Below are 14,011 nucleotides of genomic sequence, written 5' to 3' on the forward strand. Positions count from 1 at the left end.
TCCAATGTCTGTCATTCCAAGTGAAGGGAGAAAACATTGAAGCTCTACCCCGACAACAGTAATGTAAATATTATAATCACAAAAAAAATGTTTAATAAAAAATTGAAATAGTTAAACAAAATATTTGTAATATTGTTATGAAGAAAAATAAAAACAACAGTTATGAAGTATTACAATCTGTTAACCCTGATGTTTTTGCTGGCTCTCATACAGGGATGCGGGACATCTTCCAAAACGTCATCGTCTGAGCAACAACAATTTAACATAGATACCTATGTGGATGGTACACCATTTGAAATAGATATTACCAGTGGAAAAGGCCATAATCATCCTACATTTGTAATCTGGCTTGAGGATCTTGAAGGAAATTTTCTGAAAACTATATTTATAACAAAATCTTATGCAAGTGGTATATACGGGCATGCAGCATTAACAGATTCTACCTGGAGTAACAAATCCGGCCAGTCGTATCGTCCGGCGTCACTACCGTATTGGAGTTTTAAAAAGGGACTTATAGATGGTAAATTTCTGATACCTGAAAAGGAACATCCTTATGTGGACGGATTTACCGGCGCAACTCCAAAAGGCGACTTTTCTATTGAGTCGCAGTTGCCGAAGGATGGCAACTACAGAATTTTACTTGAGGTGAATCAGACCTGGGACTGGAACAGGTACTGGACGAACAATAAATATCCTGATAACAGAGATTATAAAAGCAGTGCTCAGCCAAGCGTTATTTATGCTGTAACGGTTGATATTAATGATCCGATGCCATTTTATATTATGAATCCTATCGGACATGGTCAGTATGCCGGCGAAGATGGAAGGCTCTATACTGATCTGTCAACCATGACAACTGCACTTGAAATTTTCGACAGAATTGAAGTTAAAATAAAATGACCTTACAGATGAAGAAACTTAGACTTGAAATACTTTTTTTATTTATCATATTTTCTCATTTATTGCTGGCTCAAAGCGGAGTAATTAAAGGTAGGATTTTTGATGAGGCCAGTAATGAACCTGTCCCTTTTGCCAATGTGGTTATAATGGGTACAACAATCGGGAGTACCTCCGATCTGGATGGAAATTTTACCATTACAGGTGTTGAACCCGGATTTGTTAAACTTCAGGTTTCATTTGTTGGATACCAGACCAAAGTAAGCCGTGATATTTCAGTAAGCAATGCCAAAACAGCATACATTGAAATTGGACTGAATGCTTCGTCAACAAGTCTGAATGAGGTGGTCGTACGAGTTGATCCATTTCAGAAAAGAGACGAGGTTCCTTTGTCAATGCAGAAAATAGGCGTAAAGGAAATTGAAAGTAATCCGGGAAGTAACAGGGATATTTCCCGTGTGATCCAGTCGTTTCCGGGTATTGGTTCAACACCGGCTTTCAGAAATGATGTGATTGTCCGTGGAGGAGGTCCCAGTGAGAACCGGTTTTATCTTGATGATGTCGAAATTCCTGTTTTGAACCATTTTGCAACCCAGGGTGCATCCGGTGGTCCGGTAGGAATTATCAATGCAGACTTTATTGGAACGGTAAATTATTATTCCAGTGCATTCCCGGCTGACCGGTACAATGCGTTAAGCGGTGTTTTTGAGTTCACCCAGATTGACGGCAATCCTGAGAAGATGAAGTTCAGAGGTACGCTGGGAGCAAGTGAAGTAAGTGCGACAATTGATGGTCCTATAGGTGAAAATACAACGTATATATTTTCAGCACGGCGCTCGTATTTACAGTTTTTATTCAGTGCGATCGGGTTACCCTTTTTGCCAACATTTAATGATTATCAGCTCAAACTGAAATCCAAACTGAATACTAAAAATGAGCTGACAGTAGTCAGCATTGGATCACTGGATAATTTAACACTGAATACAGGAATAAAAGATCCCGATCCGTCCCAGGAATATATTCTGACGCAAATACCGGTTAATAATCAGTGGAGTTATACATTGGGTTTTGTCTTGAAACATTTTATGGATAACGGCTACAGGACTTTTGTTCTGAGCCGTAACATGCTGAATAATGAATTCTTTAAATATCCTGAGAATGATGAGACCAGGCCTAAAACATTTGATTATCATTCGTTTGAAGCCGAAAATAAAGGGCGCTATGAGGTAGAATATTTACTGGATAATTTTAAGATCAGTTATGGGGTTAGCGGAGAGTATGCCCGCTATTACAACAGAACTACGCAACAGTTTTTTAATGAAGGTGCGTTACAGGAGATTAATTATAAGTCGAATATTGATTTGTTTAAATATGGATTTTATGGCCAGTTCACCAAACAAATTACCTCCATCCGGACCTCAGTTTCTTTGGGATTAAGAGCTGACGGCAACACGTTCAGTAAATCGATGCAGAATCCGTTAAATCAGTTTTCTCCACGCGCATCGGTTTCGTTTGCACTTACAGATAAAACAAGGTTCAGTGTTTCAGCCGGTCGTTTTTATGAATTACCTGCCTATACCACCTTAGGATATAGGAATAATAATAGTGAACTCACCAACACAGAAGTAAAGTATATTGGTGTGGACCATTATGTTGCCGGTATCGAGCAGAAAATAGGGTTGGAGTACCTTTTCTCGCTCGAAGGATTTTATAAAGGGTATTTTCAGTATCCTATTGATAAATTTACCGGGGTAAGTCTTGCAAATGTAGGTGCAGACTATAGTTCAGTAGCAGGAGCAGTTCCTGTTGAATCGACAGGTAAAGGACGTGCTGCAGGATTTGAGGTTTTAAGCCGGATCAACAAAAAGGCGTTCAACCTTATAGCATCCTATACCTTCGTGAGAAGTCTGTTTACAGATGCTGCGGGAGAAGAAATTCCTTCATCGTGGGACAGCCGGCATTTGTTAACCATGACCGGAACCAAAACATTTAACAAAAACTGGTCTGCAGGTTTTAAATGGCGCTTTGTAGGAGGTTTACCCTATACGCCATACGAGCTTGAGAAAAGTGCCATAAAAGAAGCATGGGACGCCAATGGGCAGCCTTATTTTGATTATTCCCGTTTAAATGAGTTGCGGTTTAGTCCTTTTCATCAATTGGACATCAGGGTGGATAAAAAATATTTTTACGATAAGTGGAGCCTTATGTTTTATGTGGATATTCAGAATGTGTATAATTTCAAGTCGGAAGGCCAGGATTATATTATTCGTGAACGGAATGCCGATGGATCTTTTATGCTTGTTGATAACGGAACAAAGTATGTACTTGACAGGATTCCCAATACAAGTGGAATTATTCTTCCTACTGTGGGAATCATGGTAGAGTTTTAATTATAGACGTAAGATATAAGACACAAGAATCAAGATAAAATGAGAAGTTTTTGAACCTGTTACGTGTAACTCGTCACGGGTACTATTCTTCGGCTTTCTTTTCCTTTCGTTTCATATAGCCCTTGATGGTGTCACCAATAACGTATCCGAAAAATGCGCCATAAAGTGTGGTCCAGTGCCATTTAGATGTGATAGGACAGGTTCCGGACGTACACCCAACGGTTTTCCAGTACACAAATCCTGCTATGGCACCTAATACTATGAGTGCAGCAGTTATTATGGTAGTTTTGCGTTTTAAATCCATTTCAGAATAATTTGAGATCAAATATATAATATTTTATATATGTATTAAACGCAAAATAAATACTGCGGTTCATATTTTTGCAACTTTAACATTTTTTGTTTGGCGTACAGACGTATTTTAACAACTGCTAATAATATGCCGGTCCCATTACAAACTTCATGATCCAGGATAAAATTACGAGGCCAACGATAATGTAAAATATCGGTTTGGAAACAGAAAATAATTTGCCGGATATCAAAATCTTAATTCCGGCGATGAGAATGAATATAGAGAGCATTACAAGAAACGGGAAAAGGGCATGGTAATGAAATGCCTCAGACCAGTTATGGTGTAGTACTTCGTTCATTGCCCTGTCGTAACCACAACCTGGACATGGAAGATGTGTTGTTGTTTTAAAAATACAGCCATCAAGGTACAATGCTTCTTTTGAATGCTGCGGAAGAAAAGGGTAATAAAGATAAAACAGGGCACTCAGCATCATGACAATGCCGATAACCCTGTTTGTTATTTTTGATGTATTTCTCTTATTCACTAATGTGACCCCAGATTAAAACCACAATTTGGGCATCTTACCACCTGTTCTTTAAAACTTGAAGACACAAACGGTATCCAGCAAAGTGGAATACAAAAGATTAGTAACACTACGAAAAGAACCCAGCCTTCAACTTTTATTCTTTCCTCAATTATAGGAGCACCTTCATAATTGCAATAGGGGCATTTAATTTCCATGGTATTCATTGTTTTTTATTTTTTAAGTCCTTTATTTGTCATTTTCCAGTATTGACTGTGCATATCCTGTAATTGATAATATCCACTGTCGAAAGATACAGTTCTAAAATTACTGAATCCGTTTCCGTTAATGAGATATACTACTGTATTTTCCGGAATTTTCACTTTTATTTTCACTTCAGCCTGATCATTCCATTTAGCTTTTTGCGTAAATGAAATAGGCAGATGCAATGTGTCATCCACTAAGGACCAGTTTAATTTGATATTTTCGCTGTTATATTTATACTGGTATTTCGAAATGGACAAGAGTATCTGGCCATCTTTGGATGGTAATACGGCGACATCCGGTCTTTTATACAGAATACTGTTTTTTGTGTAGGAATCATTATGATTTAAAGAGATAATGGTATCGTTATACGAAAAATCAATATATAAGGTATCTGTATCAATGTTCAATGGATAGTTTTCATTATCCACCCGGCTACCGTGATGCGTATCAATGTTAATGTGTGAATCCCGGAGTTCTTCACGCCATTCTTCCGGTAATCCGTTTTCATCGATGAATTTAAGAACAGATGAACCAACAAGAATAAAACCCGTAAACCATAAAAGGAAGGAGAGTACAAGTACCCATCCGGTTTTTCCCTGGTGTTTGAAAGCCAGTTTACTGATGAAATAAGCCAGCAGGAAGATCGGAACACCCACTAAAATAATTAGTCCTGTTGCTGCAGTAGCACTGGTTCTTGCCAATTCTGTAGGGAATGTGTTGAGGTTCAGATTCCAGATATCTGCTACAGTTTCAGGAAATCCCGTTCCGAATGCAACACCAATCAAAGCAAATAAGGCTATAGCAAGTGCAACTAAAAGAATGGACCCAATAAAAATACCGAACACCTTAAGTAAACCTACAATAAAATCGCCGAATGCACCGCCATATCTGTAGTTTCTTGGAGGACGAGGTGGTCTTGGTGGCCTCGGTGGTTTGGGAGGTTTATTGGAAGATTTACTTTTCATATTTTCCTGGAACTTATTGAACTGGTTTTTAGCGTTACTTTTTATATCGTTAAATTCCTTGCCAATGTTGTTTACATTCACTGGTTCACCCTGCATCTCAAGCCGCTGAGAAACAGAAATAGCCTCAGGAACAGCCAGCCAAAGTACCAGGTATATAAATCCAAAGCTAAAAGAAGTTGCAAACAGCAACACAACAAAAATTATCCGCATTGCAACAACATCTATATTGAAATAGACGGACAAACCGGAACACACGCCACCAAACACTTTATTGGATGGGTCCCTGTAAAACTTTCTACGAGGTTTTTTGTAGGGGATATTCGAGGATGCTTCTGATTTTCCCTGATCTTTAAAATCTTCTTCAAAAGAATCGTTGTCTATATCTGCAAATTCTTCCGGTTGACCCAGCACATCAATCACAGAGTGAACCATGGCTGTTGTTATAACCTGGTTGGTCTCTACTATCTTTTCGTTCAATAGTTCTGCTATTCTGGTCTCAACGTCAGACATAATCTCACTGCCATCACTTTGTTTATCAAAATAAGCATGCAGTTTATCCAGATAGCCTTTCAAAAGCTCGTAGGCGTCATCGTTGATATGAAATACAACACCACCAATATTGATTGTTAATGTTTTCTTCATTGTTAGTTTTTTATATGATTTTTCTTAAGGTTTTCAACAGCATCAGAGAGTTCATTCCATCCTGTTTCCAATTCAGCCAATAACTTACCGCCTTTGGATGTGATCTCATAATATTTACGGGGCGGACCCTGGGTCGACTCTTTCCACGAATATGTCAGAAATCCGGTGTTTTTTAATCGTGAGAGAAGAGGGTATAACGTTCCTTCAACCACTATCAGCTTCGATTCCTTTAAGGCATCAATAATATCTGACGTGTAGGAAGGTTTATTAGCAAGGATGAGCATAATGCAATACTCAAGAACGCCTTTCCTCATTTGTGCTTTTGCATTTTCTCCTTTCATAACGCTTAAAATTGCATAACAAAGATATGGAATAAAAATAGTACCTTGCAAAACATAGTACTATTAATTAACTATTATTAACATTTTAAAATGAGCTGTTTTTTTGTATTTTTACAGCTCAATAAAAATCAAGGAATGAGCAGGACCGAAAAACAGTTTGATCACGTAATAGCTTTATGCAGAGATATTTTTCAAAAGAAAACAAGGGACTACGGTACGGCCTGGCGCATTTTAAGGCCTGTTTCTATTACAGATCAGATTTTTATTAAAGCGAATCGCATCAGAACGCTTGAGACCAAAGGTTACAGCAAGGTAGGAGAGGGTATTAAGGAAGAGTTTGTTGCGATTGTGAACTATGCCATTATGGGGCTGGTTCAACTTGAAAATGGTTATGCTGAAAACGCAGATTTAGATGAAGCTGCTGCCCTTAAGTATTATGATGAAAAAGCAGCCATTGCAAAAGATCTGATGATGAAAAAAAATCATGATTATGACGAAGCCTGGCGTACAATGCGCATTAGTTCATATACCGATCTGATATTGCAAAAACTCTACCGGACCAAACAAATTGAAGATAACGCTGGTGCAACGCTTATTTCAGAAGGAATTGATGCCAATTACCTGGATATGCTCAATTACTCTGTATTTGCTTTGGTGAAGTTGGAATTTGGAGAAAACTGAATATATGATATTTAAAAGGACGTTAGAATTAATATTCCGGATAATAGTTGGCCTGGTATTTGTTTTTTCAGGTTTTGTAAAAGCTGTGGACCCTCTTGGATCTGCCTACAAGTTTGTGGATTACTTTGAAGCATTTAATGTTGAATTTTTAAATCCTTTGGCAAATGCTCTGGCGTTTATTATTCCTGCTCTTGAATTTGCCATAGGAGCTGCATTGCTTTTAAATATTTTAAAAAAATTTACAACCTGGGTCCTTGGTGGTTTTATTGTTTATTTTACTGGTTTGACTTTGATTTCAGCCATTACAAATCCTGTGACAGATTGTGGTTGCTTTGGGGATGCAATAAAGCTGGATAACTGGACCACTTTCTATAAGAATCTTATTCTGCTTGTGCTCGCGGTGTTTTTAGTGCTTAATAATGAAAAATTTCCGAACCGGTTTTTAAAGTTGCGGGCCCAGCGTGTTTTATGGGGATTTTTTATTGTCTTTTCTCTTAGTATTTCAGCCTACAGCATTATTTATATGCCGGTAATAGATTTTCGCCCATATAAACTGGGAGTTAATATATATAACAGTATGATTAAGCCTGAGGGCGCGCCTGAAGATGTTTATAAAACAACGTTATATTATCGTAAGGATGGCAAAGTCGTTGGGTTTTCGGAAGACAATTATCCGTGGCAGGATAGCACATGGCAATTTGTAGATGCGGAAAATGAATTGGTAAGCAAAGGTTATGAACCTCCAATAAAAAGTTTTAATGTACTGAACAGTGAGGGAGAAGATATTGGAGCGGATATCATTCTGAATAACGATTATCAGTTTATGATCATTTGCAGGGATTTTAAATCTGTAAGCGATAAAGATCTTGAAAAAATAAGGCAGATGTACCGGTTTGGCAAGGAGAAATCCTATTCTGTTTTTATAATCAGTTCAGCTACCATGAATGAAAATCAGCAGCTCAGGTACCTTTCAGAATCAGACATTCCTATTTACCAGGCAGATGATATTTTACTGAAATCTATGATCAGGGCAAATCCTGGCATATTTGTGCTGAAGGAAGGTACCATTGTTGGTAAGTTTAACCTGAAAAGAACGACTATTAATCCGGAGTTCTTTAACGTTCTGGAATACACCTTAAGCCATCAAAGAATGGTGGATAATAGATATAATGTATTAACTTTGGGGCTCATTTTTTTCATCATCATTTTGGTGTATATAAATCTGGATAGGAAATATTAATTATAAAATAATCATGAGAAAAAAAGTAGTTGCAGGAAACTGGAAAATGAACAAGTCTCTTGCTGAAGGAATTGAAACAGCAAAAGGGCTTAATGAAGTTTTGAAAGGTAAAAAAGTTAATTGCGATGTGGTCATTTGCACACCATTCATTCACCTGGCTTCTGTAGTTGATGCCGTTGATACATCTGTTCTTGGTGTAGGTTCACAAAACTGTGCTGATAAAGCCAGTGGTGCATACACAGGAGAAGTATCTGCTGAAATGGTAAAATCAACCGGTGCAGGTTATGTTATATTAGGTCACAGCGAGCGCCGCGAGTATTACGGAGAAACCAGTGCCATATTAAATGAGAAAGTTGCTTTAGCTTTGGAAAACGGTCTGACCCCAATCTATTGTTGTGGCGAAGCTTTGGATATTCGCGAGGCAGGAACACAGAATGAATATGTTATAAACCAGTTGAAGGAAACAATCTTCAATCTTTCTGTGGAAGATTTTAAAAAACTTATTCTGGCTTATGAGCCAATCTGGGCAATCGGAACCGGAAAAACAGCATCATCTGAACAGGCACAGGAAATGCATAAAGCAATTCGTGATGCTATTGCTGAGCAGTTTGGAGCTGAAATAGCCGATGAAACATCCATTTTATATGGTGGTAGCTGTAAGGCTTCTAATGCACCGGAGTTGTTTGCTAACCCTGATGTGGACGGTGGTCTTATTGGTGGTGCATCGCTGAAAGTAGATGATTTTATGGGAATAGTGGAAGCCTGGTAGCTTTACACCTTCAAATAATAAAATAAAAAGCCGGTTATTTAACCGGTTTTTTTATGCCCTTTTGCACCTAACTTCAACGTTTTCTGACCTTATCCCTTATTTTATTCTCTTCTTTTTCAACAGTCAGTCAGTTCCAGTTTGTATTTCCCTTCATAAAGAAGTGATATATTTTTTAGGTTTAAGTCACAGTATATCAGTAGGTTATTTTTTGATGTTGAAAAAATAAACATATGTATATAATTTAAACACATGGTGTAAGTAGTTGCGGTATAGTGTATTAGTGTGAAATGTGACTATAGGTGTTTAAAATTACAACACTTTAAAGTGATTAATAATTATGCAAACGTGTTGTAATTTGTTGATAATTAATTGATTAAAATGTATGGCATTATTGTTGGTTAGTATGTAGTGATTTTAGAAAAAATAATGCAGAAATAAATCATTAAAACCTTTCAATAATGAAAACAAAAACGCTTATATCAATTGGACTGTTAACGGGTAGTTTGTTGTTCGGCTATGTGTCATCCGGGCAGAACTATTCAGAAGAAAAGGCTCAGACGGTTTCCGTTTTATACAGCCCTGATCTCATGAAACTTGCAACAAATCTTTCTGAGTCGTTCAATGCCGGAAGTAATACCATGAAAAGTACTACAACTCCATTGGAAAAAAAGAGCGACATTCAGAACGATGATGCGTTAATTCTGGTAAACGATTATGACCTTACCAATTATAGTTTAAAGGAAAGCTGGAAGATGGCCATTGGGCGGTCTGTTCTTGTTCCTTTAATTAATAAAGGCAATCCGTTCTATGAAGAAGTTTTAAAACAGGGCATTTCAGTTGATGAGTTAACCCGACTACTGCTTGATCCTCAAAACAGGAATTGGCATAATTTGCTCGGCGAATCTTTTGATGCTCCAATCCGGATTTTTGTAGAAAATAGTGAAGAGGTTGTGATATGTCTTCATGGTATACTTAATACGGATAAAGCATCATGGGCTGTCCAGTTTGTTTCAGGAACAGACAATATTCAACGCGAACTCAAAAATAATAAGAATGCTATTGCATTATGTCTATTGTCTGATATCCATGCTTTGGAAGCACCTGCTGAAAGTAGCGTTCATGTGTTGCCAATCGATAAAAACGCAAATGGTTTTATTGATGATACTGAAAATATTTATACTGATTTAGGCTCATTTCAGCGCGGTGTTTGGATCGGCAAGTATCCAAAAGCATTATACAGCAGTATATACCTCGTATCTTTAAAACAAACGATTGGAGATGAAAACTCAACTTTTATTAAATGGGTCATTACGAAAGGGCAACCTTTAATTGCAGGAAATGGATACCAGGAATTGGTATATGCAGAGATTCCATCAAAATTATCTAAGCTCAATGAACCTGTTACTTTTCCAATATCTGTTAAACCGGATCCTTTTATTCCGGGATATATTTTAATACCCGTTGTTCTGATTTTATTAACGATTGCAGGAATTGAATTATTGGTACTTATTTCAAGAAGGAGAAAAAGCCGGAATGGCCTTATAACCAAAACTCCCAGGGCTTTGGAATTAAAAAGTCTTACGATTCCACAGGGCGTATATTTTGATAAAACACATACCTGGGCGTTTCTGGAAAAAAATGGCAGTGTCAGGATTGGTCTCGATGATTTTCTGGCACAAGTTTCAGGTCCTGTGAGCAGAGTAATCATGAAAAGCGAGGGCGAAAAAATAACCAAAGGTGAACATATGCTTACCTTAATTCAGGATGGAAAGCAGATTAAGGTAAGTTCTCCGGTATCTGGTACAGTTCAGGCTTTCAACAGCGATCTGATTTATGATGTGTCGAAACTAAATGATGTGCCGTATGACGAGGGTTGGGTTTATGAAATAACACCAGATGACTGGAATATTGAAAGGATTTATCTGAACAGTGCTTTTAAATATAAAGAATGGATAACACAGGAATTTTCCCGGTTTAAGGATTTTATTACGAATGCTGTTGTCAGACGTGATCCCCAAATGAAAGAAAGCGGGTTGGTTTTTCAGGATGGTGGAGAACTGTTGGAAAATACATTAAGTAAAATGGGGCCTGATGTTTGGGAAGAGTTTCAATGTCAGTTTTTGGACAGATAATACAAACTCAGCTAACTATTTATCTAATAAAAATCGTCATGAATTTAAATCGGAGAAATTTTTTAAAGGTATTGGGTGTGACAGGTGTTGCTGTTACAACGGGAGAAAAGCTTGTTGCAAATACGAATCCCAAAGAAACAAACGAATTGCATGGGATATTATACGATATATCACGTTGCAAAGGATGTTGCGGCTGTGAAATTGACTGTGCGGACGCAAACGGATTACCATATCCTGAAGACGGTGCTGAACTAGGTGTCACCCGTAAAACCAGTGAAATACAACGCACTGTTGTCAATGCGAAACAAACCTCAAAAGGAAAACTATTTGTTCGAACACAATGTATGAACTGTAATGATCCGGCTTGTTGTACAGCATGTTTAACCGAGGCAATGCATAAAACAGAAAAAGGTCCGGTGATCTGGCGTGGTGACAAATGTATGGGCTGCAGATACTGTATGGTTTCATGTCCGTTTGATATGCCAAAATTTGAATACAATAGCACGAATCCTGTCATTCAGAAGTGTACGATGTGCTATGAGTTAATAGAGCAGGGTGAGGCCCCTAATTGTGTTTACAACTGCCCTTACGATGCATTGAAATTCGGAACACGTCGGGAACTGATGGCTGAAGCACATAAGCGAATTGCAGAAAGCCCTGATGTTTATATTGATCAGATTTACGGTGAACACGAAGCAGGAGGAACAGGATGGCTATACATTTCACCCGTTCCTTTTGAAGAGCTTGGACTAAAAACAAATCTGCAGCATAGTTCTTATCCGGCCCTGACCAAAGGTTTTATATCATCCATAGCCCCGGTTGATATATTATTACCGGGATTACTATTAGGGATACATGAAGCTGTAAAATTCAGAAACCAAAATAAGGAGGAATAATCAATGCTAAATATGACAACTACAGACGCAACAACAACCATTAATAAATCACAAAGCAGATTTCGGTTTTTAATAAGTGAGCTGAAGCCAAAAGGTAATATTTTTACCCCGTTTAACCTTATAAGCGTACCAGTAATTCTGGTTGGATTATACATCATTTTTGTAAGATTCTCAGAAGGGTTAGGCTCGGTAACAAATTTATCGCAGGAGTTCCCCTGGGGACTTTGGATAGCTTTTGATGTTGTGACAGGAGTGGCATTCGCAGGAGGAGCTTATGTGCTTGTTTTCATGGTACATATACTTAACCTGAAATTGTATAAACCCATAATGAGAGTGACGGTCCTGAATGGCTTCCTTGCTTACTTTTTTTATTCCTGCGCTCTTTTACTGGACTTAGGGCGACCGTTACATATTGTGAATGTTATAATTGGAAATAATTATGGCGTAAGTTCAGTACTGTTTTTGGTAGGTTGGCATTTTTTGTTGTATATGCTGGCATTATTACTGGAATTCTCTCCTGCCATTGCAGAATGGCTGAACGCAAAAAAAGCACACCGGATACTAACAGGATTGACTCTTGGTGCTGTAGTGTTTGGGATCACACTTTCGATATTACATCAGAGTGGTATCGGTGCACTGTTTTTAATGGCAAAGGAAAAGATTCATCCGCTCTGGTATAATCCTTACCTGCCACTGATGTTCGTGGTTTCAAGTATTTTTGCCGGTTTTTCCCTTATTGTTTTTGAAGGATCAATAAGCCATAAGGTGTTTTCAAACCAATTGGATAAAAAGTTCCATGAATCATACCACAAGATACTAATAGGTCTTGCTAAAATCTGTACCGTAACTCTGTTTGCTTATCTGTTTATGTCAGTTATTGTTTTTGTACACGAGAAAAACTGGACATATCTGAATACAGGCTATGGTTACTGGTATCTTCTGGAAATGTTAGGTTTTGTTCTTACTCCGATGATTCTGTTCTTTATAAGTTTTAAAAAGCAGAATGTTACGTTGGTAAAAATTGCTTCATTAATGACGCTTGTTGGTATCCTTTTAAATCGTTTAAATGTTTCATTAATTGCATTTAAATGGTACGAAACACCGCATTATGTCCCTTCATGGCAGGAAGTAGTCGTGACGTTAACTATCATATTCATCGAAATATGGGTATTCAGATGGATTGTACGAAGAATGCCTGTTTTGCGAAAATCTCCGGATTTAATTTAACCTGTAAAATTATAGTATAATGAATGAATTCACATATCACAATATATTTGAAACCAAGGGATTTGAATATATTATTACAATTATCTTTTTTGCGCTTCTAATTCCATTTTGGCTATTAATAAAAAGAAAACCAAGGCTAAAGGAACAGGTGGAAACAGCAAAGGGCATACTTAAAGCTGCAATGATGCATGTTCCGGGAGGTATTTTTGTAAACAGGAATCATACGTGGACATTTCTTGAGCGAACCGGAATAGCTAAAGTCGGGATGGATATAATGTTGTTAAAAATTGTAGGTAACATCCAGGTAGAATATCTTTTAAAAAGTGGTGATAGCGTAAAAAAAGGAGATTTGATTGCAAAAATATATTCTGAAAAGAAACACCTTGAAATCCATTCTCCCATATCAGGATTGGTGAGAGATAATAATTCATTGGTCAATCAACCTGAAAACATTCCTGTAAATGATCCGTATGGTTCAGGTTGGTTACTGGAAATTGAGCCGAACAACTGGATAGAGGAAACGAGAAACATACGACTGGGTGTGGAAGCATTTGACTGGCTTAAGGCAGAATTGGTGCGGTTTAAGGAATTTCTTGTTTTTAATATGCACGAACAATATGAAAATGAACTGGGAGCTGTTATGCAGGATGGAGGCGAGTTAAGGGAATATTCGTTATCGGATATGCCCGAACAGGTCTGGCAGGAATTTCAAAATGAATTTTTAAACAAAACGGAATGATTCGTTCTAA

The 14,011-nt window shown here is 37.6% G+C and carries 14 protein-coding genes; 9 read left to right on the forward strand and 5 right to left on the reverse strand.

The genetic code is table 11. The annotated features are described in order from the left end of the window. The first annotated feature begins 162 nt into the window (after positions 1 to 162). Both ACE1ET_RS00850 and ACE1ET_RS00855 read left to right on the forward strand, forming a co-directional pair. Entirely contained in the window at positions 163 to 900 is a 738-nt protein-coding gene (locus ACE1ET_RS00850; protein ID WP_375726460.1) for a hypothetical protein, read from the forward strand. Positions 901 to 908: 8 nt separating this feature from the next. Further along, a complete protein-coding gene (locus ACE1ET_RS00855) occupies positions 909 to 3,287 on the forward strand; it encodes a TonB-dependent receptor (RefSeq protein WP_375726461.1) in 2,379 nt (792 codons plus the stop codon). An 82-nt stretch (positions 3,288 to 3,369) separates the two neighbouring features. Here ACE1ET_RS00855 and ACE1ET_RS00860 read toward each other — a convergent pair whose 3' ends face one another. From ACE1ET_RS00860 to ACE1ET_RS00880, 5 genes are all read right to left on the reverse strand, one after another. After that, positions 3,370 to 3,591, reverse strand: coding sequence for a DUF6132 family protein (locus tag ACE1ET_RS00860; protein ID WP_375726462.1), 222 nt, complete (start codon positions 3,589 to 3,591; stop codon positions 3,370 to 3,372). A gap of 127 nt (positions 3,592 to 3,718) precedes the next feature. Next, positions 3,719 to 4,123: a DUF2752 domain-containing protein gene (locus tag ACE1ET_RS00865; protein ID WP_375726463.1), complete on the reverse strand. Its 405-nt coding sequence runs from the start codon at positions 4,121 to 4,123 to the stop codon at positions 3,719 to 3,721. Beyond that, on the reverse strand, positions 4,123 to 4,329 hold the full coding sequence (locus ACE1ET_RS00870; RefSeq protein ID WP_375726464.1) for an LITAF-like zinc ribbon domain-containing protein: 207 nt from the start codon (positions 4,327 to 4,329) through the stop codon (positions 4,123 to 4,125). The genes ACE1ET_RS00865 and ACE1ET_RS00870 overlap by 1 nt, the downstream gene beginning before the upstream one ends. 6 nt (positions 4,330 to 4,335) lie before the next feature. Continuing rightward, complete coding sequence (locus ACE1ET_RS00875; protein ID WP_375726465.1) at positions 4,336 to 5,976, reverse strand: PspC domain-containing protein; 1,641 nt, start codon at positions 5,974 to 5,976, stop codon at positions 4,336 to 4,338. Between the two features lie 2 nt (positions 5,977 to 5,978). Continuing rightward, a complete protein-coding gene (locus tag ACE1ET_RS00880; RefSeq protein WP_375726466.1) occupies positions 5,979 to 6,317 on the reverse strand; it encodes a PadR family transcriptional regulator in 339 nt (112 codons plus the stop codon). 135 nt (positions 6,318 to 6,452) lie between these two features. Here ACE1ET_RS00880 and ACE1ET_RS00885 point away from each other — a divergent pair, with 135 nt between their 5' ends. The 7 genes from ACE1ET_RS00885 to ACE1ET_RS00915 all read left to right on the forward strand — a co-directional run bounded on the left by ACE1ET_RS00885 (position 6,453) and on the right by ACE1ET_RS00915 (position 14,001). Then, positions 6,453 to 6,998, forward strand: coding sequence for a DUF1599 domain-containing protein (locus tag ACE1ET_RS00885; protein WP_375726467.1), 546 nt, complete (start codon positions 6,453 to 6,455; stop codon positions 6,996 to 6,998). Positions 6,999 to 7,002: 4 nt separating this feature from the next. After that, entirely contained in the window at positions 7,003 to 8,238 is a 1,236-nt protein-coding gene (locus tag ACE1ET_RS00890; protein WP_375726468.1) for a BT_3928 family protein, read from the forward strand. 13 nt (positions 8,239 to 8,251) lie between these two features. Further along, positions 8,252 to 9,007, forward strand: a complete 756-nt coding sequence (gene tpiA / locus ACE1ET_RS00895) for a triose-phosphate isomerase (RefSeq protein WP_375726469.1) — start codon at positions 8,252 to 8,254, stop codon at positions 9,005 to 9,007. Between the two features lie 458 nt (positions 9,008 to 9,465). Next, positions 9,466 to 11,139, forward strand: a complete 1,674-nt coding sequence (locus ACE1ET_RS00900) for a hypothetical protein (protein WP_375726470.1) — start codon at positions 9,466 to 9,468, stop codon at positions 11,137 to 11,139. 38 nt (positions 11,140 to 11,177) lie between these two features. Next, the gene (locus tag ACE1ET_RS00905) at positions 11,178 to 12,035 is read left to right on the forward strand and encodes a 4Fe-4S dicluster domain-containing protein (protein ID WP_375726471.1); all 858 of its coding nucleotides are present in this window, start codon (positions 11,178 to 11,180) and stop codon (positions 12,033 to 12,035) included. Between the two features lie 12 nt (positions 12,036 to 12,047). Next, positions 12,048 to 13,262 carry an NrfD/PsrC family molybdoenzyme membrane anchor subunit gene (gene nrfD / locus ACE1ET_RS00910; protein WP_375726472.1) on the forward strand — a complete coding sequence of 405 codons (1,215 nt, stop codon included), beginning with the start codon at positions 12,048 to 12,050 and terminating at the stop codon, positions 13,260 to 13,262. Positions 13,263 to 13,281: 19 nt separating this feature from the next. Continuing rightward, positions 13,282 to 14,001, forward strand: coding sequence for a glycine cleavage system protein H (locus ACE1ET_RS00915; RefSeq protein ID WP_375726473.1), 720 nt, complete (start codon positions 13,282 to 13,284; stop codon positions 13,999 to 14,001). The last annotated feature ends 10 nt before the right edge of the window (positions 14,002 to 14,011 follow it).

The organism is Quyinboa mangrovi (assembly GCF_042219825.1).
Lineage (GTDB): Bacteria > Bacteroidota > Bacteroidia > Bacteroidales > UBA5342 > JBHJHP01.

Bases quoted from the DNA above. Each gene is read 5' to 3' on its own strand.
- ACE1ET_RS00850 (WP_375726460.1), top strand. From the start codon at position 163: ATGAAGTATTACAATCTGTTAACCCTGATGTTTTTGCTGGCTCTCATA.
- ACE1ET_RS00855 (WP_375726461.1), top strand. From the start codon at position 909: ATGAAGAAACTTAGACTTGAAATACTTTTTTTATTTATCATATTTTCT.
- ACE1ET_RS00860 (WP_375726462.1), bottom strand. From the start codon at position 3,591: ATGGATTTAAAACGCAAAACTACCATAATAACTGCTGCACTCATAGTA.
- ACE1ET_RS00870 (WP_375726464.1), bottom strand. From the start codon at position 4,329: ATGAATACCATGGAAATTAAATGCCCCTATTGCAATTATGAAGGTGCT.
- ACE1ET_RS00875 (WP_375726465.1), bottom strand. From the start codon at position 5,976: ATGAAGAAAACATTAACAATCAATATTGGTGGTGTTGTATTTCATATC.
- ACE1ET_RS00880 (WP_375726466.1), bottom strand. From the start codon at position 6,317: ATGAAAGGAGAAAATGCAAAAGCACAAATGAGGAAAGGCGTTCTTGAG.
- ACE1ET_RS00885 (WP_375726467.1), top strand. From the start codon at position 6,453: ATGAGCAGGACCGAAAAACAGTTTGATCACGTAATAGCTTTATGCAGA.
- ACE1ET_RS00890 (WP_375726468.1), top strand. From the start codon at position 7,003: ATGATATTTAAAAGGACGTTAGAATTAATATTCCGGATAATAGTTGGC.
- tpiA (WP_375726469.1), top strand. From the start codon at position 8,252: ATGAGAAAAAAAGTAGTTGCAGGAAACTGGAAAATGAACAAGTCTCTT.
- ACE1ET_RS00900 (WP_375726470.1), top strand. From the start codon at position 9,466: ATGAAAACAAAAACGCTTATATCAATTGGACTGTTAACGGGTAGTTTG.
- ACE1ET_RS00905 (WP_375726471.1), top strand. From the start codon at position 11,178: ATGAATTTAAATCGGAGAAATTTTTTAAAGGTATTGGGTGTGACAGGT.
- nrfD (WP_375726472.1), top strand. From the start codon at position 12,048: ATGACAACTACAGACGCAACAACAACCATTAATAAATCACAAAGCAGA.
- ACE1ET_RS00915 (WP_375726473.1), top strand. From the start codon at position 13,282: ATGAATGAATTCACATATCACAATATATTTGAAACCAAGGGATTTGAA.